Genomic DNA, 24,118 nt, shown 5'->3' with positions numbered 1-24,118 from the left:
TCCACAGGGCGGCGGCCGATCATTTTGTGCCATATGGAAATACGCGGCACCTGTGGAAACTTCCTTGCGGGTGCCGGGCGGGTCGGCGACGATCGCAGCATGCTGTTGACGATCACCTGCACGCGACCCGAAGGCGCGGCCTGGCCCGCGACCGATCTCGGATTCTTGCTGCACAAGAACCCCGAGCGGGTGCAGGCGTTCGAGCAGTCGTACGGCACCGCGCACGTGGTGTATCCGGAGGCGGATCCGGCGCGCTGCACGGCGGCCTTGGTCCTGGAGGTGGACCCGATCCGCCTGGTGCGCGGACGTTCCCGTGGCACACCGGATTTCAGCCTCGGTCAGTACGTCAACGACCGGCCGTACGCGGCGTCGTCGCTGCTGTCGGTCGCGATCGGCGCGGTGTTCCGCACGGCGCTGCACGGGCAGTGCAAGGCCCGCCCCGAACTCGCGCTCGCCGCACTGCCGTTGCGCATCGAACTGCCCGCGGTGCCGTGCAAAGGCGGGGCCGAGGTCGCCGAGCGGGTCTTCGAGCCGCTCGGCTGGACCGTGTCGACCACACCGATCCCCCTCGACCCGGCCTTCCCGGAGTGGGGCGATTCGCACTACCTGCGTCTGGCGCTGACCGGCGAGATCCGGCTCGCCGACGCCCTGTCGCACCTCTACGTTCTGCTGCCGGTCCTCGACGGCGCCAAGCACTACTGGATGGCCGCCGACGAGGTCGACAAGCTCATCCGCGCCGGCGGCGGCTGGTTGGCCGAGCACCCCGAACGCGGGTGGATCACCCGGCGCTATCTGGCCCGCCGTCAGTCGCTGGTACGCACGGCGCTGGCGCGCCTGGCGGAGATCGATGAGACGGATCCGGACGAACTCGGCGCGGAGGAGGACTATGTCGAGGCCGAGAACGGGGTGGGCGACATCACTTCCGGTTCGCCGGTCGACGCACCGGCGAGCGGGACGCACGGCGCGGACGCCGCCGATTCACCAGATAGTCTCACGATTTCGGCGCGCTCCTCCGGTTCACCAGACGACGACACACCGGTGCGGACCGACGCACTCGTCGGACCCGACGCCGAGGAGGCCGACGGGAGCGGCCACTCGCCCGGCGCGCCTGCCGCCGATGCGATGACGCCCGAGCACGGCGCCGGTCCGGACAGCGACGAAGCGGTAGGCCGGGCGCCGTCCCTGGCCGTGCAGCGGCGGGCCGCCGTGCTCGCCGCGTTGGGGGATGTCGGCGCGCGACGGGTACTCGATCTCGGCTGCGGCGAGGGCGCGCTGCTGCGAGAGTTGCTGGCTGACCGGATGTTCACCGAGATCGTCGGCGTCGACGTGTCGATGCGGGCGCTGCACATCGCCAAGCGCAAGCTGCGGGTCGACCGGATGCCGGAGCGCGTCGCGGGCAGGCTCACCCTGCTCCAGGGCTCGCTCACCTACACCGACGCGCGACTGCGCGGCTACGACGCCGCGGTGCTGATGGAGGTGATCGAGCACGTCGACCCGCCTCGGCTCGGCGCGCTGGAGCACGCTGTATTCGCCACGGCCGCACCGCGTTCCGTCGTGGTGACGACGCCGAACTCGGAATACAACACGGCCTACGAGAGCCTGCCCGCGGGCAAGTTCCGCCACGACGACCACCGTTTCGAATGGACTCGGGCGGAATTCACCTCCTGGGCGACCGGCGTCGCGCAGCGCAACGGATACCACGTTCAGCTGCGGCCCGTCGGCGCCGAGCATCCCGAGTTCGGTGCGCCCACCCAGCTCGCACTGTTCACCAAGACCGAAGCACCCGGGCCCACCGGCGAGGACACGAAAGCAGCCGCGCGATGACCGAACTGTCCGTCCCCGAGCTCTCGCTCGTCGTTCTGATCGGCAGCACCGGCTCGGGCAAGTCCACGTTCGCGCGCAGGCACTTCCCGCACACGGCCATCGTCTCGTCGGACGCCTGCCGCGGCATCGTCAGCGACGACGAGAACGACCAGTCGGCCACGCCGGAAGCGTTCGCGCTGCTGCACCACATCGCGGGCATCCGGCTGCGCCGCGGGCTGCGCACGGTGATCGACGCCACGAATGTGCAGCCGCGGGCGCGTCAGGAACTCGTCGCGGTGGCGCGCGCCCACGATGTGCTGCCGGTGGCGATCGTGCTCGATGTGCCGGATTCGGTATGCCTGGAACGTAATTCGCTGCGTTCGGATCGGTCGCACCTCGCGGCGCACGTGGTGCATCGCCAGCAGCGCGAGCTGCGCCGCGGCCTGCGCGGGCTGGAGCGCGAGGGCTTCCGCAAGGTGTACGTGTTGCGCGGGGTCGAGGAGATCGACGGCGCGACCCTCGTCGACGAGAAGGCGTGGAACGACAAGCGCGAGCTCACCGGCCCGTTCGACGTGATCGGCGACGTGCACGGTTGCCGCGCCGAATTGGAGACGCTGCTCGACGAGCTCGGGTACGCGGTGGAGCGCGACGCGGCCGGACGCGCGGTCGGCGCCCGTCATCCGCACGGACGCACCGCGGTGTTCGTCGGCGACCTGGTGGACCGCGGACCCGATACCCCCGGCGTCCTGCGGTTGGCGATGGGCATGGTCGGCGCGGGAACGGCATTGTGCGTCACCGGTAATCACGAGAACAAGCTGGTGCGCGCCCTTACCGGGAAGAAGGTCAAGGTCGCGCACGGTCTCGCCGAATCGCTGAACCAGCTCGAGGCCGAGGACGAGGACTTCCGCAAGGCGGCGCTCGACTTCTGCCGCGGACTGCTCAGTCACTACGTGCTCGACGGCGGCAATCTCGTCGTCGCGCACGCGGGACTGAAGGAGGAGTACCAGGGACGCGCGTCCGGTCGCGTTCGCGCGTTCGCCATGTACGGCGAAACCACCGGGGAGACCGACGAATACGGCTTTCCGGTGCGCTACCCGTGGGCGCAGGACTATCGCGGCCGGGCCACCGTGCTGTACGGGCACACGCCGATGACCGAGCTGCGCTGGGTGAACAACACACTCTGCTTGGACACCGGCGTGGTGTTCGGCGGGCGCCTCACCGCGCTGCGCTATCCCGAGCGCGAGCCGGTTTCGGTTCCGGCCGAACAGGTTTGGTACGAGCCGACACGTCCGCTGGCCCCCGCCGAGGCGACCGAGGCCGTGGCGCACCGTGATCCCGGAGTGCTGGATCTCGACGACGTGATCGGCCGCCGCGTCGTGCACACGCGCAGCCACGGCCGCATCGGCGTGCAAGAGGAGAACGCGGGAGCGGCGCTCGAAGTGATGAGCCGCTTCGCCATCGATCCCCGCTGGCTGGTGTACCTGCCGCCGACGATGTCGCCGTGCGCGACCTCGTCGCTGGACGGCTACCTCGAGCACCCGGCCGAGGCGTTCGCCTACTACCGGGGCGAAGGTGTGGACCGCGTGGTGTGCGAGGAGAAGCACATGGGCTCGCGCGCCGTTGTTCTGGTGACCCGCTCGGCTGCGGCCGCGCGGGACCGTTTCGGCGTCGAGGACGACGGTACGGGCGCGATCTACACGCGCACCGGCCGACCGTTCTTCGACGATCCCGCGGTGACGGAAAGCTTGCTGGCGCGCATCCGTGCGGCTGCCGAGGCCGCCGGGTTGTTCGAGGAGCTGCGCAGCGAATGGCTGTTGCTCGACGCGGAGCTGCTGCCGTGGTCGGCCAAGGCAATCGGCCTGTTGCGCTCCCAGTACGCGGCGGTCGGCGCCGCCGCCAAGGCCGCGCTCGTCGGCGCCGAGGCGGTGTTCAGCGCGGTCGCCGCACGCGGCCACGACGTCACCGAGCTGGCCGAGCGCACCGCGGGACGACGCGCCGACGCCGCGGCCTTCACCGCCGCCTACGGCCGCTACTGCTGGACGACCGACGGCCTGGCCGGGCTGCGCCTCGCGCCGTTCCAGCTGCTGGCCACGGAAGGCGTCAACCACGCGACCCGTGATCACGCCTGGCACCTGGCCGTGATCGATCGCTTGGTCGCCGCGGATTCGGACCTGTTCACACCGACGCGCCGGATGGTGGTGGACCTCGCGGATCCCGACGGCGAAGCCATCGCGACCGCATGGTGGACCGAACTCACTACCGCAGGCGGCGAAGGGATGGTCGTGAAGCCGCTCGATTCCCTGGTCCGGAGCCGCTCGGTCGACCGCCCTGGCGCCGACGCGCCCGGGGAGCGCGGTCCGGATGCCGACGGAACCGGTCCGGCACCGGATGCTTCGGGGCCGGGCAGCGCCGCTACTCGGGGCGAGTCCACGCGTCTCGTCCAGCCGGGTGTGAAATGCCGTGGACCCGAATACCTTCGGATCATCTACGGACCGGAGTACCTACGCGAACCGAACCTGCGTCGTCTGCGTACCCGCGGCCTCGGGCGCAAACGGTCGATGGCGCTGCGCGAGTACGCGCTCGGGCTGGAGGCGCTGGACCGTTTCGTCGCGGGCGAGCCGCTGTGGCGGGTGCACGAGGCGGTGTTCGCGGTGCTGGCCCTCGAATCGGAACCCGTGGACCCGCGCCTGTGAACGGCGGCCCCGGCGCGCGGCCCGGATGGGAAGGTCTGCCAGGACCCGCAACCGCGGCCTCAGCGGCACGAACATCGGGGTGCACGGCCAAGTGGCGATGGCCAGCGCGTGACCTCGGCGGCACGAACATCGAGGTGCGCGGCCGTGTAGCGACGGTCGGCGCGCGACCTCGGCGACACGAACAACGGGCCACGCGGACGTGCGGCGATCGCCACCCGCAGGGGCGCGGCGCCGTCCGATCTCACCGCTGGTTCAGGCAGTCGGGGCGCACACGAGCGTCCAGAGGGCTTCCGGTCCGTGCTTGCAAGTTCGTCGGCGCCTCGGGCTTCGGCCGACGATGCTTGCCGCATAGCGGCTTCTGTTGATCATCGCAGGTCAGAGACGGTGCCATCGGCGAGACGAGCGCGCAACGAGAAGCGCTGAGGTGTCCCATGGTTCACGCGGGGTACTCCCCATTCAGCGGGAACGACCATTGCGGGCGCTCCGTGACGGCCGTTACATTTGCTAGCAAGGCGCTTGCAAGAGTAAGCGCAGGCGTGCGCGGCTCGATCGCGCGGAGCCGACAGACAAAGGAGTCTGACCATGCCTGCTGCCAGCACACACGGCCCTGGGTACGAGGACGCCGACGCACGGACGATGCTGATCGATGACCGCTTCACCGGGCTGGCCGCGAAATTCTTCGGCATGTTCCGCCGCAGGAACCAGGGCGGCGGCGCACTCGCGGTCTATTTGGACGGCAAACCGGTGCTCGACGTGTGGGCCGGCTGGGCGGACAGCGACCGTCGCTGGCGGGCCGACTCCATGTCGCTGTCGTATTCCACCGGCAAGGGCGTGGCGGCGACCGTCGCCCATCGGCTCGTCGACCGCGGGCTGCTCGACCTGGATGCCCCGGTGGGCGACTACTGGCCCGATTTCGCGTCCAACGGCAAGGCCGACATCACGCTGCGCGAGGTGCTGAACCATCGCGCGGGTCTGCAGCGCATCCGCGGCCTGCTGCCCGACCCGCGTGACCTGCTGAACCACGACGCGGTCGCGGCCGCGATGGCGGCTTCCGCGCCGGATCCGTTGCGGCTGCGCGCCTCCGGATATCACGCCATCACCTTCGGCACCCTGGTGGCCGAGATCGCCCAGCGCGCGACAGGTCGCGACTTCACCGACCTGGTCCGGTCGGAACTCGCCGGACCGCTGGGCGAGCGCGACTTCTTCTTCGGCGTCCCCGAACGCGAGCGGCCTCGGGTGGCCAAGCTCGCGCCGCGACTCGGCATCGCCAGGGTCCCGCTCGATCGCCTGATCGCGCCGTTCGCGCCGCTGCAACTGATGTACGCCGCCCGCGGCGCGTTCTACGACGGCTGGGCCGACATGTCGCTCGGCACCCACCCCTACGACGCGATGATGCCCGGATGGAACGGCGTGTTCACCGCCCGCGCGCTGGCCAAGATGTACGGCGCGATCGCCAACGACGGCATGGTGGACGGCCGACGGCTGCTGCGCGCCGAGTCGACCCGCCGCATCGCGGAGATGCCGCCGAACAGCCGTTACGACTACGTACTCGGCGCGCCGCCGCACTTCGCACTCGGTTACCACCGCGCCATTGTCGGCCCGCGCGTCACGCGAAGGGCGTTGGGCCACTTCGGGATCGGCGGATCCGGCGGGATCGCGTTCCCCGGGCTCGGCCTGTCCGTCGCCTTCGTCACCAATCACCTCGGCAACCACGCCATGTCGGTCGGCGACGCGCGCCTGCCGATGCTGGCCGCTTGTGCCGAGCGCATCGCCCGCACCGCCCGCGGCCGAGATCCCATTCCGGCCGAGCCGGAGGCCGCAGCCAGCTGAGCGGAAAGGTCAGCGGCCCTTCAGTTTTCGCCAGCCGCCCGCGCGATTGTCGGCGATGATCCGGCGAAACATGGCCGACAGCGCGCGGGCGTTGACGGTCTCGCCTTCACGAATCGCGACCGTCCGCGCGGTCTTGTTGTCGTGCCCGCCGGTGATGATGCCCTCGGGATCGGGGACGATGCCGCCGTCGTAGAGGAACACGTTGACGTGCGTCTTCGCGGCGAGCAGCGCGCAGATATTGCCGTCGAGCACGAAGTACGGCTGGACGGTGCGCTTGACGGTCTCCTGAACCTCCGGATCCGCGGCGTGCACCAGATCGCGGACCTCGCGGCAGATCGCCCGCTGCCAGTCGGGTAGTGCGTCGATGTAGGCATCGACACGTGGGTCGGCTACATAGGACATGTGCCGATCGTGGCACAGATACCGGTCCGTCGACAGGCTCTCGGCGCACCGATGACCCGACACAGCACCTCGCCGACGGTGTTGTGCGATCGATGAACCCAGCGCCATTCGGCGGAAACGCACGGTCGGGCGCTGATAGGCTGCTGTGCTCGACGACCGTCGTGCCGAGCGACAGCTAGGGGGCCGAATCCAGTGCAACCGGAACAGGCACGGGCCGCCGGACTGTTCGACGCCGCGCTGACCGGCGAACTGCGCATGTCGGAGCAGACGGCGCTGCGACTCGCCTCCGCCTGCGACGCGCTCCTGGACGGATTGCGGCAGCTACGCACGACCGACCTCGCCGAGGTGAACGGCTTTCCCGAGCTACCCTCCGGTATCGCGCTCGCTCGCGGCTTCGCCACCAAGGGAAGGGAATTCGCGGATACGCTGACCGCGCTCCAAGAGGCGACGCTGCGCTACAAAGCCGGATACCTGGCGGCCGGACACTTGGTGTCCGAGGCCGACGCCGCCCACCGCGCGGCGCTGGAACTGGCCGCCGACCGCTTGGACGACGGCGCATGAACAGCGCGCCCGACCGCGTCGATGCGGCGACCGACCCGCCGTACGTCACCGATCGGGAGTCCTTCGACGCCTACACCCATCGTGAGATCTGGGAACTCGTGCACGAGGCGCTGCGTCCCGCCGAACTCGGCCGCGTCGCCGAGGGCTGGCAGGCGGGCGCCGACGCGCTCGACGAGTTGTTCACGGCATTCGCGGCCGCGGTGCGCCACGAATTCGCGGACTGGCACGGTGAGGCGGCAGCAGCCGCCCGCGAATCGACCGAACATTTCCTCCGCGCCGGCGCGGCCGTCCGCGACGTGTGTGCCGAACTGCACCGGCTGATGGAGGCGAATTCCGCGGCGGCGCAGGCGATCCGCGACGCCATCGCGCCGCCGCCCGAACCCTACGCGCCGAATCCCGACCCGGTGCTGGAGGCCATCGAGGGCGGACCGCGCAAGATGGCGCACGACATCGCCGCCGCCGAGGCGCTCGCCGACGCCCAGGACACCCTGACCTTCGGCTACAACTCGACCCTGGTGGCGTCCGGCGACGCCGTGCCCGTCTTCGGCAGGCCCGATCCGAGCGGCGAGGCCGCGCGGTGAGGTGGGTCTTCACGCCGGACGAGTTCACCTACGTGTGGTCGGCGGAGACCGGTCTCGACCGTCGTCCCTACCCCATCAACATGGCTCACCGCGGCACGGTCCGCAGCGAGAACGATTGGGACAAGCTCAAACTCGCCGAACGCTTCGCGCCCAACGCCGACCCCGACCTGACCGGCGCGCTCACCCTCTGCGCCCGCGGCGACGTCACCACCATCACGGTCTCCGGCGACCGGTACGCGCGGGACGGGCGGACCGACGAACCCATCCTCGCTTTCGGCGCCGCCCACCTGGTGTGGGGCACTGCGATCGTCGCCGGCCCTTGCGACGTCACCGTGATCGCTTGCCACGCAAAGAAAGTCGCGCAGCACTTGGTGGCGGCTATGGGCTCCGCGCCAGCGGGCAAGCTCGCCCCGATGCGGGAACCACGGGAAGCCGTCCTCTACGACGACCCCAATCACTGGCAGCAGCAGTCCGAGGACGCGCTGCGCGCCGCCGCCCTGCGCCAGACGCTGCACCGGCCGATCGACGCCCGCGGCTTCATCACCGTCACCGTCGCACCGGAAGACCCGATGTCGCCACCGACCCGCCACCGCACCTGGCTGGACTTCACCGACGACGGACGCTACCTGCTGACCACCAGCACCGATCTCACACTGGCCCCTGTCACCCAACCCGCCCTCGCCGGCCACCTGACGCGGTTGGCCGCCATCCGCTGAGGGCGGATCGCGCGCCGCGTGCGGCTCAGGAGTCGCCGATTCCGAGGTCTTCTCGTGCTTGGCCGAGGAAGGACGCCAGGAACTCTTGGACCCCGGTGATCATCCGGTCGATCTCGGTGATCAGCGCGGGGCCGTCTTGGCGCAGGCCCTCATCGCTCCCACCGGGCCCGCCGAAGTTTCGCACGTTGAATACTTTGAGGTGATCCATCGTGAAAGGCCGATCCGGCGACACCGGGTGGCCGGGTCATCTCGGTGGCGGTTCGGCACCGACGTACGGGTGCCCTGACTGAGCCCGCGCCGCAGGGCGGCTCGGCGTATTCGAGGATACCCCCCAGAACGCCGACACAGGCGGTCGAAAGTGTTGCACGCGAATCCGTTACGGGTGACTCACCCAGGGAGGTCGAAGCCGAGGGATTCGGCGGCGGAGTGCGGGGTGGGGTGCGGCCAGCGGGTGGCGACGGCGTCGTTGGTCGACAGGGAGCGGAGTTCGGCGCGGTCCAGGTAGAGGGTGCCGTCGAGGTGGTCGGTTTCGTGCTGGACGATGCGGGCGGGCCAGCCTCGGACGATCTCGTCGATCGGGTGGCCGTGTTCGTCGTGGGCGGTGAGGTGGATTTCGGCGGGACGGGCGACGACGGCCTGCCAACCGGGGACGCTGAGGCAACCCTCGAAGAAGGCGGCCTCGGCCGGGCCGGTCGGCCGATACCTCGGGTTGATCAGGACGCGGAATGGCACCGGCCGCCGCTCACGGGCGGCGCGGACCTCGTCCGAGACCTCTGCGAAGTCCTCGATCACGGCCAGGCGCAACGGAATTCCGACCTGCGCGGCGGCGAGGCCGACGCCCGGTGCAGCGTGCATCGTCTCGCGCAGTGCGGCGATGAACCGCGCCAGCAGGTCGTCGTCGAGCTGTCCGTCGAATGGTGCGCTCGGCCTGCGCAGCACGGGGTCGCCCGCCGCGACGATCGGCAAGGGGCCGTCGACGGAGAGAAGTTGGGCTACCCGAGCCGCCAGCGGCCGCGCATCATCGAAAGGGACCTCCATGCCGCCAGCATCGCAACCGAGCGGGATCGGTTCCGCGCCGGGGCAGCCGATTCGCGGCCACGAAGCGATCCGGGCCGGAGCGGTGCGGGCCCGATTCCTCCCCGGCTCGCGACGGAAGACATGGGGCTCGGCCGACGCGCCCGCGGTCTCGCGGTGCGCCGCGTCCCGCGCCGGAAAATCCGTTGTTCGCGGGCGCCGGGGTCCGTAACGTCGCGTCGGTTTGTCCGCTATCGACCGAAAGGAGTCGACACTGTCATGAAACCTGTCACCGAACGCGACATCAGGTCGTCGTTCGTCAACTGTTCCAAAGGAGACGCGAAGCGGTTGTCCGTGCCGCGCGACCTCGAGGAGCGCCCATGGGACGATCTGGATTTCCTCGGTTGGGGTGATCCATCGCTGCCCGGCCGCTGCTACCTGGTGGTTCCGCGAGACGAGCGGCTGATCGGCGTCGCACTGCGCCACGAGACGGGCGGGACCGGCAAACCGCAGATGTGCGCGATCTGCCTGACCACGCACACCGGCGGCGACGTGGTCCTGATGACCGCGCACAAGGCGGGCGACTCCGGCCGCCGCGGCAACTCGATCGGCACCTACATGTGCACCGATCTGGCCTGCTCGCTGTACGCGCGCGGGAAGAAGCGCCCCGCCCTCGGCAGCCGCTACCGCGAAGACCTGACGCTCGACGAGAAGATCGACCGGGTCCGCGAGAACATCGACGCCTTCCTCACGCGGCTCTACAGCTGACTCACGGTCGCCCACCCGAAAGGAGGTAGATGCCATGCGCCGACACTCGTTACCGCGCATCCCGACAGCGCCCCGAGTCCCCCACTCCCCCATCGAAACTCGGGGCGCCCGGGATTCCTCTCCGATCGAGACGCGCCGACAGCGACCGGACCGCCCCGTCCGGAGAGGAATCCCAGCCACATTCACCGAGCCGGACACCATCGGGGCCGGGAAGGTCGAAAGATGGTCGGGGTGACAGGATTTGAACCTGCGACCCTCCGCTCCCAAAGCGGATGCGCTACCAAGCTGCGCTACACCCCGTGGCCTCGCGGTGGCGGGGCCACCGACGAGTATGAATCGTTCCTTGAGCGGGTGACGGGAATCGAACCCGCACCATCAGCTTGGAAGGCTGAGGTTCTACCATTGAACTACACCCGCAGGCATACGACATCGATGGGATCGCCACGATGTCGTGTGCACCACGCACTGTACCGAATCCGGTTCCGGAAACGCCAATCGCCCCCGTCCACACGGCGCCCTTCGAGCCGTCGGCCCTGATCATCCAGTGCGCGATATTCCGAAGCCGAGCGAGCCGTCCCCGGGAACGGCGGTCCCACGCCGAACCGATACCGACCCACCCCGCGCGCACCAGGATCCGGGCAGGCCGCACGAAGGTCCCGCACGGAACGGACCGCGAGCCGACCGACACGACACGCCGACCCTGGCGACACACCGAAAACATCACCGACGCCGACCACCCCGATCCCGACATCTCGAACCACGCGGCCCGCACTCCGCCGGAGCCCGAAGAGCCCACCCGAGCGGGTGATTCAGCACACTCCCGGCGTGTCGACGCGCGACTCACCAGCGAACCCGAATCGTTGTGTAACGCCCGGGCCGCTGTAACGATCACACATCAGATCGCCATTCGCGAGGCATCGAAAACTCGTTGTAAAACGCCGTTTTTCAGTGCCGGGTGGCTTGCTAGGATCCTTTTTGCCGGACGGGGGTATCTGGAAAGGGGGCGGTGAGCGTGCACCGAGCGAGGTGGACAGAACCGCGTAGCAGTAGTGATCGGGGTGAAGCCGGCACCTGTGTGCACACAGGGCACCCGGGTACCGACGTCGCCCGCGATCGGTGAAGACGATGGCGACCGACATCGAACCGCCAGTCGCCGCGATGTGTCGCGCCTGGGCACGGGCCGTGTGCTCCGAGCCGGGCTCGCACACGACACCGCAGCAGCTGGAACCTGTTCTCATCGAGCTGGTCGAACGGCTGCTGTATCTGGCCAAGCACGAACCCTTCCCCGTGCCGGAGGCGCGGATGCTCGGCGCGCGCCTCGCCGAGCCGCCCTTCGAGCGGACCAGGATGCTGGCCCAGGCCAGCCGCTGGCTGCTCGGCTTCCCGTCGGGCAGGCCGGGCTCGCTGGTGGCGACCCGCTGGCCGTTCGTGGCCAGCCAGGCCATCGACAGCTACGCCCAGGCCTTGCAGGAGCGGGCGCTGGCCCAGCAGGAGCAGAGCCTGTCGGCCAAGGTGTCGCTGCGCGTGCAGGAGATCGCCGCCTTACAGCACCGGCTGCGCCACGAGGCCACCCACGACGCGCTGACCGACCTGGCCAACCGCACCCTGCTCCAGGATCAGGTGCGCAGGATGGCCACCGACCCGAACAGCTGCGTCGGCCTGCTGCTGATCGACCTGGACCGGTTCAAGCAGATCAACGACGGCTACGGGCACGCGGTGGGCGACGAGGTGCTGGTCGAGCTGGCCAACCGGCTGCGGGAGGTGTGCCCGCCGGACACGGTGATCTGCCGGTACGGCGGTGACGAGTTCGTGCTCGCGGTGAACCGGGACGGCAAGACCCTCACCGAGATCGCCAACCGCATCGTGGGTGCGCTGCGCGACCCGGTGTGGTCGTCGGCGGGCCCGGTGCCGGTCTCCGCGAGTGTGGGCACCGCCTACAACCCGCCGGGCGCCCCGTGCGACTTCACCGATCTGCTCCGACGCGCCGACCGGGCGATGTACACGGCCAAGACGGCGGGTGGGCGACGGTTCGCGTTCTCCGATTCCGACGAACCGGAGGTAGACGCGGCCGTCGCCGGCTGAACTCGGCAACCCGGTGCGCCCGCGGGCGCACCGGGGCCCGGCAGACGCGCGGAACGCGCTCAACTCGGCTGGCAGGCAGGGCACCAGAAGAGGTTGCGCCCCTCCAGCACCGCGTGAGCAACCGGTCCGGCACACACTCGGCAACCCGCGCCGGGGCGGCGGTACACATAGGTGCGCGGACGATCGGGGGCGTAAGACGGCTCGCCGTGGTCGTGTTCGGGGCGCACCACGTGCATGCGCCCGGTCGCCACACCGACCGGCATCAGCTCGACCAGATCCGCCCAGAGGGCGCGCCACTCTTCGGCACTCAGATCGACGCCGGGACGGTAGGGCGAAATGCCGTGCCGGAAGAGCACTTCGGCCCGGTAGACGTTCCCGACACCGGCGATCACGCTCTGGTCCATCAGCAGCGCGCCGATCGGCCTGCGAGAACGGCGGATTCGCGCGTAGGCGCGATCCGGGTCGGCGTCGGTGCGCAGCGGGTCGGCGCCGAGACGGTCGGTCAGCGCCTCGACCTCCGGCGGGAGCAGCACCTCGCACGCGGCGGGGCCGCGCAGGTCGGTGCCGACGCCCGCGCCGCCGATCATCCGCATCCTGACCTGTCCGACCGGCGCGCCCATCGGCAGCTCCGAGTCGTAGAACTTGCCGTAGAGCCCGAGGTGCACGTGCACCGCGAGCCCGGATTCGTAGTGATGGAGCAGGTGTTTGCCATGCGCCTCCGAGCGCACGAGCCGTTGCCCGTCCACCAGGGCGGCGCCGTCGGCGAACCGGCCCTGTGGACTCGACACCCGCACCACACCGCCCGCGAACACCTGCTGATGCTGGCTCGCCAGGCGGTGCAGCGTATGCCCTTCAGGCATCTGCCGACGCGACCTCAGTACGCCGGGACGGCGGGGGCGACACCGGTCTTCTCGTACTCGGCCAGGATGTCGATGCGGCGCTGGTGACGCTCCTCCTCGGACCACGCGGTGGCGACGAACGCGTCGACGATGGCCAGCGCCTCCTCGGTGGAGTGCATGCGGCCGCCGATGCCGATCAGCTGCGCGTTGTTGTGCTCGCGGGCCAGCTTCGCGGTCTCCACGCTCCAGGCGAGGGCACAGCGGGCGCCGGGCACCTTGTTCGCGGCGATCTGCTCGCCGTTGCCGCTGCCGCCGAAGACCAGGCCGAGGCTGCCCGGGTCGGCGACGGTGCGGCGCGCCGCCTCGATGCAGAAGGCGGGGTAGTCGTCCAGGGCGTCGTACTCGAGGGCGCCGCAGTCGACGACCTCGTGGCCCGCCTGCTGGAGATGGGCCTTGACGTGATTCTTCAGTTCGAAACCGGCATGGTCGGCACCCAGGTATACGCGCATGGCTGCGATTGTGTCAGGCCACGCGACGGCGAATCCGAGAGGGCACCGTCCGCGATTAACACCGGGGCCGCGCTGCGCGAATCTGCTGACACGGGAGGTGTCCGCGGGCGCCGACCAGGTGTGTCCGACTGCACAGCGTCGCTGGCCCCTCGGACGCGAGAAACCCGTCCCCACCGATGAATAGAGTGCACCTCATGCAGCCGCACGAACCGACGCCGCCGGACCGAGCCGACCAGCCGGAGCCACCGAACGCGCCGCCGAGCGGGTGGGGGCACACGCAGCAACCGTCGCAGCACGGCACGGCGACGCCACAGCACACCGGCGCCCACCCGACCTACGGCACGTCATCTCATGGCGCCACACCGACGTCGCCCTACAACGACGCGCCTTCGGCGCCCTACACAACTGGGTCCTCGACGCCCTACGGCACTGGGTCTTCGGCACCTTACGGCGCTGGGTCTCCGACGCCCTACGGCGTTGGGTCGCCGACGCCCTACGGCGGTGTGCCCTCGACGCCCTACGGATCCGCGCCGATGACGCCGTACGGCGCTCCGCCGCCCGTACCGCCGCAGAGCATGCCGCGTGGCCTCTCCCCGTTCGGGATGCCCGCCCGGCACAGCTGGGAGATCCCGCTGCTCGTCGTCGTGGTGGTGTGCACGGTGGTCGCGTACCTGATCGCCATCCTCATGCTCGTCGTCACACTCGCCGACGGCGCGGTGCCGAGCGACTATCTGCTGCTGCTGGTGTTCGCGCCGCTGCTGGTCTGGGCGGGGCGCGGTTTCAACTACGCGACACAGCGGGTGAACGGCGTGCGGATGTCGCCGACGCAATTCCCCGAGGGCTATCAGATGGTGGTCGACGCGGCCGCCAGATTCGGCATGGCGAAGGTGCCCGACGCCTATGTGGTGCTCGGCAACGGCCAGATCAACGCCTTCGCCTCCGGGCACGGCTTCCGGCGCTTCGTGGTGGTCTACAGCGACCTGTTCGAAATCGGCGGCAAGGCACGCGAACCCGACGCGCTCGCGTTCATCATCGGCCACGAGGTCGGCCACATCGCCGCCGGGCACACCTCGTACTGGCGACAGCTGGGCATGTTCCTCGTGCCGTTCCTGCCGATCCTGGGCAGTTCGCTGATCCGCTCGCAGGAGTACACCGCCGACAACCACGGCTACTGCAACCGGCACACCGGCGCGGCCGCCGCGATGGGCACGCTGGCGGCGGGCAAGTACATGAACACCTTGGTCGGCTTCGACGAGATGGCCGATCGCGCCGCCACCGAGAAGGGCGGATTCGTCTGGTTCGTCAACGCCCTGTCCTCGCACCCGGTGCTGACCTGGCGGATGTGGGCGCTGCGTGATCGCAGCAGGCACGGCAGGCTCTTCCTGCGCCCCAACCCGCAGCCCCCGATGGGCGCCGCGCCGTACGGCCCGTACGGCGAGGTGCCGAGCCTGCCGCCGAAGCCGGTGCCCTGAGCCGACGACCGGGCGCCGCGAGTACGCGGCGCCCGGTTTCGCGTTCAGTCGAAGACGGGGTCTTCGGTCCTGGTCCGCTTGAGCTCGAAGAAGTGCGGGTAGGAGGCCAGCGCGACGACGCCGTCCCAGACCTTGCCCGCGTCCTCTCCGCGCGGAATGCGCGAGAGCACGGGACCGAAGAACGCCACGCCGTTGACATGAATGGTCGGGGTGCCGACGTCCTTGCCGACCTTGTCCATGCCCTCGTGGTGGCTCTTGCGCAACGCCTCGTCGTACTCGGTGCTCTCGGCGGCCTGCGCGAGCTCGGCGGGCAGGCCCACCTCCGCGAGCGCGTCGGCGATCACCGCGGCCAGGCTCTCCGTGCGGGTCGGGCGCTCGTATTCGGCCTTGCGGTCGTGGATGCGGCTGCCCATCGCGGTGTAGAGCGGCGCGAGCACCTTGTCACCGTGATCCTTGGCGGCGGCGATGGCGACGCGCACCGGGCCCCAGGCACTGTTCATCAGCTCGCGGTACTGCTCGGGCAGATCGCGGCCCTCGTTCAGCACCGCCAGGCTCATCACGTGGAAACGCGCCTCGATGTCGCGGACCTGCTCGACCTCCAAGATCCAGCGGGAAGTGATCCAACACCAGGGGCACAGCGGGTCGAACCAGAAATCGGCGACGTTCTTCTCGGCCGTGTCGGTCACGGGTCGTTCCTCTCGATCGCATGCAAGAAGCACGGCGCGCGAGCGCCGTTATCCGGAACCAACCACGGCGCCCGGCGATTCGTTCCCGGTCCGGATCATGTCCGGATACCGCGTTGCGAAACCCCCGCCGACAGTAGGCTCGAGTGGGCACGCGTTCCCTCCCCTGAGAAGGAGTCCGCCATGACCTCGGATCGGCGTTTCGTGATCGTCGGCGGCGGGCTCGCCGCGGCCAAGCTGGCGGAAGCCCTGCGCGACAACGACTTCGACGGGACGATCACCCTCGTCAGCGCCGAGGAACATCTGCCCTACGAACGACCTCCGCTGTCCAAGGAACACCTGTTCGGCAAGAAGCGGCTCGCCGATTTCACCGTCGATCCGGCCCAGTGGTACCGCGATCACCACGTGGAGCTGCTGCTCGGCACCACTGTCACCGGGATCGATCGAGACGCGAAGACGATCACGCTGCCGGACGACTCCACCCTCGCCTACGACAAGCTGGCGCTGGCCACCGGATCGACACCGCGCACCCTGCCACTGCCGGGCGCCGACGCCCCCAACGTCTACACGCTGCGCTTCATCGAGGACTCCGACACTCTCATCGAGCTGTTCGGCCAGAGCGATCGGCTCGCCATCATCGGCGCGGGCTGGATCGGTCTCGAGGTGGCGGCGGCGGCACGCGCCGCCGGGGTCGAGGTCACCGTGGTGGAGACCGCCGAACAGCCACTGCTCGGCGCGCTCGGGCCCGAGATGGGCTCGGTCTTCGCCGATCTGCACCGCGCGCACGGCGTCGATCTCCGCCTCGGCGCCCAGGTCGAGGCGATCACCACGCACGAGGGCATCGCGACGGACATCGCCGACGGGCTGCGGCTGGCCGACGGGACGACCGTCGCCGCCGATGCAGTGCTCGTCGCGGTGGGCGCCAAGCCGAATATCGAGATCGCCGCGGCGGCGGGGCTCGAGGTGGACAAGGGCGTGCTCGTCGACGCGAGCCTGGTCACCAGCGATCCGGACATCGTCGCCGTCGGCGACATCGCCGAACAGCAGCATCCCGGACTCGACCGCCGCATCCGGGTGGAGCACTGGGCCAACGCGCTCAACCAGCCCGCTGTCGCGGCCGCGACCATGCTCGGCAAATCCGCGACCTACGACCGGCTGCCTTATTTCTTCACCGATCAGTACGACCTGGGCATGGAGTACACCGGCTACGCCGCGCCGGGCGGGTACGACCACGTGGTGGTGCGCGGCGATCTGGACGGGCGCGAGTTCGTCGCGTTCTGGCTGGACTCGCAGAACCGGGTGCTGGCGGGCATGAACGTCAACGTGTGGGACGTGACCGACCGGATCAAGGAGCTGATCACCGCGGGCGAACCGGTCGATCCCGACCGTCTCGCGGACACCTCGACTCCCCTGTGATCCAGATCACCGAGGACCGCGCGCGTGACGTGTCGAAGCGCGGCGCTCCGTTCCGACCTACCTGCGAGAGCGCCGAAGGGGCGCGCCGATACGCGAGGAGCCGACCGTGAAGTACATGTTGCTCAAGACCTACAGCGAAGCCGCCTTCTGCGACACCCCGATCTCGGAGTGGGCTCCAGAGGACATCGAGGCGCACATCGACTTCCAGCGCGCGCTGGGCGAAGAACTGGCCAAGTCGGGCGAACTGGTCGACGCGCAGGGCTTGGCCGGACCGCAGGAGGCGCGGGTGGTCAGCGCCGACGGCCGCTCCGCCCCGGTGATCACCGACGGCCCGTTCCCCGAGACCAAGGAATTCCTGGCCGGGTACTGGATCGTCGATGTGGACAGCCCCGAACGCGCGTTGCAGATCGCCGCCCAGGCCTCGGCCGCGCCCGGCCCCGGCGGCAAGCCGATCGGCGAGTACATCGAAGTGCGCGCGGTGATGAGCGCTCCCGCCGCCGAACAGTGACGATCACGCCCGGCGCCGAGGCCCTGCTGCGCGAACTCGCACCCCGGGTCCTCGGCGTCTTGGTGCGCCGGTTCGGCGACTTCGACGCCGCCGAGGACGCGGTGCAGGAGGCCATGCTGGCGGCGGCGACCCAGTGGCCCGCCGAGGGACTGCCGGACAATCCGCGCGGCTGGCTGGTCCAGGTCGCACAGCGCAGAATGGCGGACGCGGTGCGCGCCGAGGTGTCCCGGCGACGCAGGGAGACAGCGGTTTTCGATCGCGAGGCGCCGGGCGCCGAGACCGTCGACCGGGACGACACGCTGGCGATGTTCTTCCTGTGCTGCCACCCGGCACTGTCCTCGGCGAGCGCGATCGCGCTGACGCTGCGGGCGGTCGGCGGACTCACCACCGCGGAGATCGCGCGCGCCTTCCTGCTGCCGGAACCGACCATTGCCCAGCGCATCGCGCGGGCCAAGAAGCGCCTCGCGGGGCTGGATCGTCCGTTCGCCCGGCCCGGCGATGCCGAATGGCGGGAGCGCCTCGGCTCGGTGCTGCACGTGCTGTATCTGATCTTCACCGAGGGACACACCACCACCTCCGGCGCCGAATTGCAGCGCACCGACCTCTCCGGCGAGGCGATCCGGCTGACCCGCGCCGTGCACCGTCTGCTGCCCGACGATGTCGAGGTCACCGGCCTGCTGGCGCTCATGCTGCTCACCGATGCCCGCCGGGCCGCCCGCGTCGGACCGCACGGCGAGCTGATCCCGCTGGCCGAACAGCAGCGCGGCCGCTGGGACCGGGCCATGATCACCGAGGGCGTGCGGCTGATCACGGGCACCCTGTCGCACGGACTCACCGGCTCCTACCAGGTGCAGGCGGCCATCGCGGCAGTGCACGGGCAGGCGCTGCGCGCCGAGGACACCGACTGGCCGCGCATCCTGGCCCTCTACAACCTGCTCGAACGCATCGCGCCGAATCCGATGGTCAGTCTCAACCGTGCGGTCGCGGTCGCGATGGTGCACGGTCCGTCCGGGGGGCTCGAACTGGTCGACGCCCTGGACGACTCACTCGGCGCGGCCGGGCACCGGCTGGACGCCGTGCGCGGGCACCTGTACGAGATGGCCGGCGACCACGCGGCCGCCATCGCGCACTACACCGCGGCGGCCGGGCGCACCACGAGCCTGCCGGAGCGCGACTATCTGACGCTGCGCGCGGCGCGACTGCACCAAGCGTCGGCGGCGCGGCGCTGATCGCGGCCGCCCCGCGAACCGATCGGGCAGGGCGTGACGAACGTGTCCTCCGAGCTGGTCAGCGGCGCGGCACAAACATCAACGATCGCGGACGAACGTGACCTCCGGACTGGTCGGCACCGACGTGGGCGATCCCGGCGGAGCCTAAATGCGCTGTACTGCGGCACGATTCTCGCGGGTCGAAGACCGCATGCTGCGATCCGGCGGGCAGACTGCTGGTGTGACAGCGACATTCAGCGCGGGCGTCCTGCTGTTCCGCCGCACGGAAGCGGGTGATCCCGAGGTCCTGCTCGGCCACATGGGCGGGCCGTTCTGGGCGCGCAAGGACAATGGCGCCTGGTCGATCCCGAAGGGCGAATACGTACCGGACGCCGAAGACGCGGCGCTGGCGGCTCGCCGCGAGTTCACCGAGGAGCTGGGTCTACCCGCGCCGGAAGGCGAATGGGTCCCGATGGGCGAGGTGCACTACAGCAGCGGCCGCAAGCGGCTGCTGGCCTGGGCGGTCGAAGGCGACCTCGACCCGGCCGAGGTGAACCCGGGCACCTTCGAGATGGAATGGCCGCCGCACTCCGGCCGACTCGTCGCCTTCCCCGAGATCGATCGCGCCGAGTGGTTCGATCTGGCCGCCGCCCGCGACAAACTGGTCAGCGGGCAACGGCCCTACCTCGACCGCCTCGCCGAGCATCTGCGCGACCGAGACCCGGACCGGCCCCACGACGCGCGGCCCTGAGCACGCAGGACCGGCGCGTGCCTGGCGACGCTCAGGCGGACACCCACTTCTCGCCGGTGATGAGCTCGTACGCCTCCTGGTACTTGCGCCGGGTGGCGTCCACGATGTCGGCCGGAATCTCCGGGCCGGGAGGCTCCTTGTCCCATCCGGTCGAGGTGGACCAGTCCCGGACGAACTGCTTGTCGAACGAGGGCTGCGGGCGACCCGGCTGCCACTGGTCGGCGGGCCAGAACCGTGAGGAGTCGGAGGTGAGCACCTCGTCGCCCAGGGTGAGAACGTCGCCGTCCCAGCCGAATTCGACCTTCGTGTCCGCGATGATGACGCCCTTGCCCGCAGCGTGCTCGGCCCCGCGCAGGTAGATGTCGAGGGTGCGGGCGCGCAGCTGCTCGGCGACCTCGCGGCCCTCCTGGTTCACCACGTCGGCGAAGGTGATCGGCTCGTCGTGACCCTCGGACGCCTTGCTGGTGGGCGTGAAGATCGGCTCGGGCAGCTTGTCGCCGTCGCGCAGGCCGGGCGGCAGCGCGACGCCGGACACGGTGCCGCTGCGCTCGTACTCCTTCAGGCCCGATCCGGTGAGGTAGCCGCGGGCGATGCACTCCACGTGCACCATCTTCAGCGGCTTCACCCGGACGCCGCGGCCCGCGAATTCCGCCGGGACGTCGGTGGTGGACAGCACGTGGTTGGGCACGTCGGAGAAGAAACGGAACCACCAGTTCGACAGCTGCGTCAGCAGCGCGCCCTTCTCCGGGATCGGCGTCGGCAGCACCACGTCGTACACCGAGACCCGATCGGAGGCTACGAGCAGCAACGTGTCGCCGTCCTCGTACAGGTCGCGCACCTTACCGGCGTGCACATGCTTCAACGTGGAGCCTCCGAATCCCTCGATGTGTGTCTGCGCTGCACAGGAACGATACCGCCGCGCTCCACGCGGGCCGGTGCCGCCGCCTGCGCCGACCAGCCGTACCTCCGCATGCGCTGCGGCCGTGCACGGTTCGAGAACGGACCGCGCCCGCCTGCGCCCACTAGCCACACCGCCGCATTCCCTGCGGCCATACACGGTTCGAGAACGGGACCGCGCCCGCCTGCGCCCACTAGCCACACCTCCGCATGCGCTCCGGCCATACACGGTTCGAGAACGGACCGCGCCCGCCTGCGCCCACTAGCCACACCTCCGCATGCGCTCCGGCCATACACGGTTCGAGAACGGGACCGCGCCCGCCTGCGCACATCAGACGCACCTCCGCATACGCTCCGGCCGTGCACGGTTCGAGGACGAAGGCGTCCGCCTGCGCACATCAGACGCACCTCCGCATTCGCCACGGCCCGCGCGGTCCGAGGACGGACTACGCGTCCGGCCGCGCGCACTAGGGTTGGCGAGAAAGTTCCGCGCGGGCGGACTCGCCCGGTGGCATTGTGGACGCTGTCGCGCTCCCGGTGGGCGATCCCGCCGCGAGCCCGCACCGTGCCGTGTTCGTCGAAGAGCGAAGGAGTTCCATGTCTGCCCCGAATCTCACCCGCGACCAGGCGATCGAGCGTGCCGCCACGGTCGTCGTCGAGAACTACCGCATCGAACTCGATCTCACCGACCGGGCGACCAGCGCCGACGCCGCGGTCGACGAGACGTTCGGCTCGAAGACCACCGTGACCTTCACCGCGACACCGGGTGCGAGCACCTTCATCGACATCGTCGCGGCGGGCGTGCGCTCGGCGGTGCTCAACGGCGTCGCGCTCGACGTCTCCGACTACGACGAGTCCAAGGGCATCGCGCTCACCGCCCTGGCCGAACGCAACGAGCTGGTCGTCGAAGCCGACTGCGTGTACTCACACACCGGCGAGGGCCTGCACCGATTCGTCGACCCCACCGACGACAAGGTCTATCTGTACTCGCAGTTCGAGACCGCCGACGCCAAGCGCATGTTCGCCTGCTTCGACCAGCCGGACCTGAAGGCCACCTTCGACATCACCGCCACCGCGCCGGCCGACTGGGAGGTCGTCTCCAACGGAGCGGGCAGCCGCGAGGAGGTCGGCGCTGGTTCGTCCGGGCCCTCCGTCGCTGTGCACACCTTCGCCACCACGCCGCGGATGAGCACCTACCTGGTCGCGATGATCGCGGGCCCCTACGCGAAGTGGACCGACTCCTACACCGACGAGCACGGCTCGATCCCGCTCGGCATCTTCTGCCGCGCCTCGCTGGCCGAGCACATGGACGCCGAGCGCCTCTTCACCGAGACCAAGCAGGGTTTCGGCTTCTACCACCGCAACTTCGGCGTGCCCTACGCGTTCGGCAAGTACGACCAGCTGTTCGTGCCGGAGTTCAACGCGGGCGCGATGGAGAACGCGGGCGCGGTGACCTTCCTCGAGGACTACGTCTTCCGGTCCAAGGTGACCCGCGCGTCCTACGAGCGCAGGGCCGAGACCGTGCTGCACGAGATGGCGCACATGTGGTTCGGCGACCTGGTCACCATGCGGTGGTGGGACGACCTGTGGCTGAACGAGTCGTTCGCCACCTTCGCCTCGGTGCTGTGCCAGTCCGAGGCCACCGAGTACACCAACGCGTGGACCACCTTCGCGAACGTGGAGAAGTCCTGGGCGTACCGGCAGGATCAGCTGCCTTCCACGCACCCGATCGCCGCCGACATCCCGGACCTGGCGGCGGTGGAGGTCAACTTCGACGGCATCACCTACGCCAAGGGCGCGAGCGTGCTCAAGCAGCTGGTGGCCTACGTCGGGCTGGAACCGTTCCTCGCCGGTCTGCGCGACTACTTCGCCGAACACGCCTACGGCAACGCGACGTTCGACGACCTGCTGAGCGCACTGGAGAAGTCCTCCGGACGCGACCTGTCCACCTGGGGCGCCCAGTGGCTCAAGACCACCGGCCTGAACATCGTGCGGCCCGATTTCCAGGTCGATGCCGACGGGAAGTTCGCTTCCTTCGCGGTGATCCAGGAGGGCGCGGCTCCCGGCGCGGGCGAGCGGCGTGTGCACCGGCTGGCGGTCGGCGTCTACGACGATCAGGACGGCAAGCTGGTCCGCACCCACCGCGTCGAGCTGGACCTCGACGCCGCCGAGCGCACCGAGGTAGCCGAGTTGGCCGGCGTGCCGCGCGGCAAGTTCGTGCTGGTCAACGACGACGACCTGACCTACTGCTCGGTGCGCTTGGACGCCGACTCGCTCGACGTGCTCGTCAACCGGATCGCCGACATCGCCGAACCGCTCCCCCGCACGCTGGCCTGGTCGGCGGCGTGGGAGATGACCAGGCAGGCCGAGCTCAAGGCCCGCGATTTCGTCGCCCTCGTCCAGCGCGGGGTCGGCGCGGAATCCGAGATCGGCGTGGTGCAGCGGCTGCTCATGCAGGCGCACACCGCGATCGGCAGCTACGCCGACCCGGCGTGGGCGGACTCGGTCGGCTGGCCCGCATTCGCCGACCGGCTGCTGGAGTTGGCGCGGGAGGCCGAGCCGGGCTCGGATCACCAGCTCGCCTTCGTCAACGCGCTGACCGGCGCGCGGCTGTCGGCCTGGCACACCGAGGTGCTGCGCGAACTGCTCGACGGCGACCCGGCCGCGCTCGGCTTGGCCGGGCTCACGGTCGACACCGATCTGCGCTGGCGCCTCGTCACCGCGCTCGCCGCGGCGGGCGAGATCGACGCCGAGGGCGTGGCCACCCCGGCCATCGACCGTGAGCTCGCCAACGACCCGACCGCCGCGGGCAAGCGCCAAGCCGCGGCCGCGTCGGCCGCGCGGCCGATCGCCGAGGTCAAGGAACAGGCGTGGAACACGGTGATGAACGACGATTCGGTCCCCAACATCACCGCGCGCGCGATCGTCGGCGGGTTCGCCCCGGCGGGCCAGGGCGGGCTGCTCGGCTCGTTCGTGGAACGCTACTTCGCCGAGGTCCCGGCCGTGTGGGAGCGCCGTTCCAGCGAGGTCGCGCAGACCGTCGTCGTCGGCCTCTACCCGGCGTGGGAGATCACCGACGACGCGGTCGCGGTGGCGGACAAGTTCCTCGCCGAGAACCACCCGCCCGCCCTGCGCCGCTTGGTCTCCGAGGGCAAGGCGGGCATCGAACGCTCGCTGCGCGCCCGCGCCTTCGACGCCAGGTAGCCCCGGTCGTCCGGTGGGGATGCCGCGCATCCCCACCGGACGAAACCCGCCCGCCCCGAAATCGACCGCACACACCGTTCCGACACCTCACAGCATCGACACCTGTGAGGCGCTTGATCCGCATGTGAAACCACCTGGCGGCAGTGCGTTCATCCGCCACGACGAGCCCTTGCTCGGAGCC

21 protein-coding genes and 2 tRNA genes are annotated in these 24,118 nt (G+C 70.0%); 14 read left to right on the top strand and 9 right to left on the bottom strand.

The window, feature by feature from the left end:
- The first annotated feature begins 99 nt into the window (after positions 1-99).
- The 3 genes from AC3ERS_RS01560 (at position 100) to AC3ERS_RS01550 (ending at position 6,326) form a co-directional block, all read left to right on the top strand.
- The gene (locus tag AC3ERS_RS01560; RefSeq protein WP_431962654.1) at positions 100-1,824 is read left to right on the top strand and encodes a 3' terminal RNA ribose 2'-O-methyltransferase Hen1; all 1,725 of its coding nucleotides are present in this window, start codon (positions 100-102) and stop codon (positions 1,822-1,824) included.
- Positions 1,821-4,496, top strand: a complete 2,676-nt coding sequence (locus AC3ERS_RS01555; RefSeq protein ID WP_431962652.1) for a polynucleotide kinase-phosphatase — start codon at positions 1,821-1,823, stop codon at positions 4,494-4,496. The genes AC3ERS_RS01560 and AC3ERS_RS01555 overlap by 4 nt, the downstream gene beginning before the upstream one ends.
- A 582-nt stretch (positions 4,497-5,078) precedes the next feature.
- Positions 5,079-6,326 (top strand): serine hydrolase domain-containing protein, encoded by a 1,248-nt coding sequence (locus AC3ERS_RS01550; protein ID WP_431962650.1) that lies wholly within the window; start codon positions 5,079-5,081, stop codon positions 6,324-6,326.
- A gap of 9 nt (positions 6,327-6,335) precedes the next feature.
- Here AC3ERS_RS01550 and AC3ERS_RS01545 read toward each other — a convergent pair whose 3' ends face one another.
- Positions 6,336-6,728 carry a DUF1801 domain-containing protein gene (locus AC3ERS_RS01545; protein ID WP_431962648.1) on the bottom strand — a complete coding sequence of 131 codons (393 nt, stop codon included), beginning with the start codon at positions 6,726-6,728 and terminating at the stop codon, positions 6,336-6,338.
- Between the two features lie 192 nt (positions 6,729-6,920).
- Between AC3ERS_RS01545 and AC3ERS_RS01540 the strand changes: the two genes are divergently transcribed.
- From AC3ERS_RS01540 to AC3ERS_RS01530, 3 genes are read left to right on the top strand one after another with little or no spacing between them, the layout of a single operon-like run.
- Positions 6,921-7,289, top strand: coding sequence for a hypothetical protein (locus tag AC3ERS_RS01540; protein WP_431962646.1), 369 nt, complete (start codon positions 6,921-6,923; stop codon positions 7,287-7,289).
- Positions 7,286-7,870, top strand: coding sequence for a hypothetical protein (locus AC3ERS_RS01535; protein ID WP_431962644.1), 585 nt, complete (start codon positions 7,286-7,288; stop codon positions 7,868-7,870). Before AC3ERS_RS01540 ends, AC3ERS_RS01535 begins: the two co-directional genes overlap by 4 nt.
- On the top strand, positions 7,867-8,586 hold the full coding sequence (locus AC3ERS_RS01530) for an ESX secretion-associated protein EspG (protein WP_431962642.1): 720 nt from the start codon (positions 7,867-7,869) through the stop codon (positions 8,584-8,586). Before AC3ERS_RS01535 ends, AC3ERS_RS01530 begins: the two co-directional genes overlap by 4 nt.
- Before the next feature lie 25 nt (positions 8,587-8,611).
- On the opposite strand, the gene AC3ERS_RS01525 is transcribed toward AC3ERS_RS01530, so the two are convergent.
- Together AC3ERS_RS01525 and AC3ERS_RS01520 are read right to left on the bottom strand one after the other, a co-directional pair.
- Positions 8,612-8,770, bottom strand: a complete 159-nt coding sequence (locus tag AC3ERS_RS01525; protein ID WP_431962640.1) for a hypothetical protein — start codon at positions 8,768-8,770, stop codon at positions 8,612-8,614.
- A 203-nt stretch (positions 8,771-8,973) separates the two neighbouring features.
- Positions 8,974-9,624, bottom strand: a complete 651-nt coding sequence (locus AC3ERS_RS01520) for a peptide deformylase (protein WP_431962638.1) — start codon at positions 9,622-9,624, stop codon at positions 8,974-8,976.
- 255 nt (positions 9,625-9,879) lie between these two features.
- Here AC3ERS_RS01520 and AC3ERS_RS01515 point away from each other — a divergent pair, with 255 nt between their 5' ends.
- Positions 9,880-10,368, top strand: coding sequence for an FBP domain-containing protein (locus AC3ERS_RS01515; RefSeq protein WP_431962636.1), 489 nt, complete (start codon positions 9,880-9,882; stop codon positions 10,366-10,368).
- Between the two features lie 223 nt (positions 10,369-10,591).
- On the opposite strand, the gene AC3ERS_RS01510 is transcribed toward AC3ERS_RS01515, so the two are convergent.
- Positions 10,592-10,668, bottom strand: a tRNA-Pro gene (locus AC3ERS_RS01510).
- 46 nt (positions 10,669-10,714) lie between these two features.
- A tRNA-Gly gene (locus AC3ERS_RS01505) sits at positions 10,715-10,785 on the bottom strand.
- Positions 10,786-11,493: 708 nt separating this feature from the next.
- On the opposite strand from AC3ERS_RS01505, the gene AC3ERS_RS01500 reads away from it, so the two are divergent.
- Complete coding sequence (locus tag AC3ERS_RS01500) at positions 11,494-12,450, top strand: diguanylate cyclase domain-containing protein (RefSeq protein WP_431962634.1); 957 nt, start codon at positions 11,494-11,496, stop codon at positions 12,448-12,450.
- A gap of 59 nt (positions 12,451-12,509) precedes the next feature.
- On the opposite strand, the gene AC3ERS_RS01495 is transcribed toward AC3ERS_RS01500, so the two are convergent.
- Entirely contained in the window at positions 12,510-13,310 is an 801-nt protein-coding gene (locus tag AC3ERS_RS01495; RefSeq protein ID WP_431962632.1) for an Fpg/Nei family DNA glycosylase, read from the bottom strand.
- 14 nt (positions 13,311-13,324) lie between these two features.
- The gene (locus tag AC3ERS_RS01490) at positions 13,325-13,798 is read right to left on the bottom strand and encodes a ribose-5-phosphate isomerase (protein ID WP_431962630.1); all 474 of its coding nucleotides are present in this window, start codon (positions 13,796-13,798) and stop codon (positions 13,325-13,327) included.
- Between the two features lie 533 nt (positions 13,799-14,331).
- On the opposite strand from AC3ERS_RS01490, the gene AC3ERS_RS01485 reads away from it, so the two are divergent.
- Positions 14,332-15,270, top strand: a complete 939-nt coding sequence (locus AC3ERS_RS01485; protein ID WP_431962628.1) for a M48 family metallopeptidase — start codon at positions 14,332-14,334, stop codon at positions 15,268-15,270.
- A gap of 44 nt (positions 15,271-15,314) precedes the next feature.
- On the opposite strand, the gene AC3ERS_RS01480 is transcribed toward AC3ERS_RS01485, so the two are convergent.
- Positions 15,315-15,956: a mycothiol-dependent nitroreductase Rv2466c family protein gene (locus AC3ERS_RS01480; protein ID WP_431962626.1), complete on the bottom strand. Its 642-nt coding sequence runs from the start codon at positions 15,954-15,956 to the stop codon at positions 15,315-15,317.
- A 180-nt stretch (positions 15,957-16,136) separates the two neighbouring features.
- Between AC3ERS_RS01480 and AC3ERS_RS01475 the strand changes: the two genes are divergently transcribed.
- The 4 genes from AC3ERS_RS01475 to AC3ERS_RS01460 all read left to right on the top strand — a co-directional run bounded on the left by AC3ERS_RS01475 (position 16,137) and on the right by AC3ERS_RS01460 (position 19,836).
- Positions 16,137-17,369: an NAD(P)/FAD-dependent oxidoreductase gene (locus tag AC3ERS_RS01475; RefSeq protein ID WP_431962624.1), complete on the top strand. Its 1,233-nt coding sequence runs from the start codon at positions 16,137-16,139 to the stop codon at positions 17,367-17,369.
- A 106-nt stretch (positions 17,370-17,475) separates the two neighbouring features.
- Positions 17,476-17,877 carry a YciI family protein gene (locus tag AC3ERS_RS01470; protein ID WP_431962622.1) on the top strand — a complete coding sequence of 134 codons (402 nt, stop codon included), beginning with the start codon at positions 17,476-17,478 and terminating at the stop codon, positions 17,875-17,877.
- Positions 17,874-19,106 (top strand): RNA polymerase sigma factor, encoded by a 1,233-nt coding sequence (locus tag AC3ERS_RS01465; RefSeq protein ID WP_431962620.1) that lies wholly within the window; start codon positions 17,874-17,876, stop codon positions 19,104-19,106. Before AC3ERS_RS01470 ends, AC3ERS_RS01465 begins: the two co-directional genes overlap by 4 nt.
- A gap of 190 nt (positions 19,107-19,296) precedes the next feature.
- Positions 19,297-19,836, top strand: a complete 540-nt coding sequence (locus AC3ERS_RS01460; protein WP_431963565.1) for an NUDIX hydrolase — start codon at positions 19,297-19,299, stop codon at positions 19,834-19,836.
- A 31-nt stretch (positions 19,837-19,867) separates the two neighbouring features.
- Here the strand turns inward: AC3ERS_RS01460 and AC3ERS_RS01455 are convergent, their stop codons facing one another.
- Entirely contained in the window at positions 19,868-20,698 is an 831-nt protein-coding gene (locus tag AC3ERS_RS01455; protein WP_431962618.1) for a phosphoribosylaminoimidazolesuccinocarboxamide synthase, read from the bottom strand.
- Between the two features lie 632 nt (positions 20,699-21,330).
- Between AC3ERS_RS01455 and pepN the strand changes: the two genes are divergently transcribed.
- Entirely contained in the window at positions 21,331-23,937 is a 2,607-nt protein-coding gene (pepN, locus tag AC3ERS_RS01450) for an aminopeptidase N (protein ID WP_431962616.1), read from the top strand.
- The last annotated feature ends 181 nt before the right edge of the window (positions 23,938-24,118 follow it).

The sequence above is a fragment of the Nocardia sp. bgisy134 genome, from assembly GCF_057708325.1.
This window is presented reverse-complemented; position numbering and strand designations above follow the sequence as displayed.

Excerpts from the sequence above, each read along its gene's own strand:
- AC3ERS_RS01495 (WP_431962632.1), bottom strand. The coding sequence starts at position 13,310 with ATGCCTGAAGGGCATACGCTGCACCGCCTGGCGAGCCAGCATCAGCAG.
- AC3ERS_RS01560 (WP_431962654.1), top strand. The coding sequence starts at position 100 with ATGCTGTTGACGATCACCTGCACGCGACCCGAAGGCGCGGCCTGGCCC.
- AC3ERS_RS01460 (WP_431963565.1), top strand. The coding sequence starts at position 19,297 with ATGCTGCGATCCGGCGGGCAGACTGCTGGTGTGACAGCGACATTCAGC.
- AC3ERS_RS01550 (WP_431962650.1), top strand. The coding sequence starts at position 5,079 with ATGCCTGCTGCCAGCACACACGGCCCTGGGTACGAGGACGCCGACGCA.
- AC3ERS_RS01485 (WP_431962628.1), top strand. The coding sequence starts at position 14,332 with ATGACGCCGTACGGCGCTCCGCCGCCCGTACCGCCGCAGAGCATGCCG.
- AC3ERS_RS01500 (WP_431962634.1), top strand. The coding sequence starts at position 11,494 with ATGGCGACCGACATCGAACCGCCAGTCGCCGCGATGTGTCGCGCCTGG.
- AC3ERS_RS01515 (WP_431962636.1), top strand. The coding sequence starts at position 9,880 with ATGAAACCTGTCACCGAACGCGACATCAGGTCGTCGTTCGTCAACTGT.
- AC3ERS_RS01490 (WP_431962630.1), bottom strand. The coding sequence starts at position 13,798 with ATGCGCGTATACCTGGGTGCCGACCATGCCGGTTTCGAACTGAAGAAT.
- AC3ERS_RS01545 (WP_431962648.1), bottom strand. The coding sequence starts at position 6,728 with ATGTCCTATGTAGCCGACCCACGTGTCGATGCCTACATCGACGCACTA.
- AC3ERS_RS01475 (WP_431962624.1), top strand. The coding sequence starts at position 16,137 with ATGACCTCGGATCGGCGTTTCGTGATCGTCGGCGGCGGGCTCGCCGCG.
- pepN (WP_431962616.1), top strand. The coding sequence starts at position 21,331 with ATGTCTGCCCCGAATCTCACCCGCGACCAGGCGATCGAGCGTGCCGCC.
- AC3ERS_RS01535 (WP_431962644.1), top strand. The coding sequence starts at position 7,286 with ATGAACAGCGCGCCCGACCGCGTCGATGCGGCGACCGACCCGCCGTAC.
- AC3ERS_RS01520 (WP_431962638.1), bottom strand. The coding sequence starts at position 9,624 with ATGGAGGTCCCTTTCGATGATGCGCGGCCGCTGGCGGCTCGGGTAGCC.
- AC3ERS_RS01555 (WP_431962652.1), top strand. The coding sequence starts at position 1,821 with ATGACCGAACTGTCCGTCCCCGAGCTCTCGCTCGTCGTTCTGATCGGC.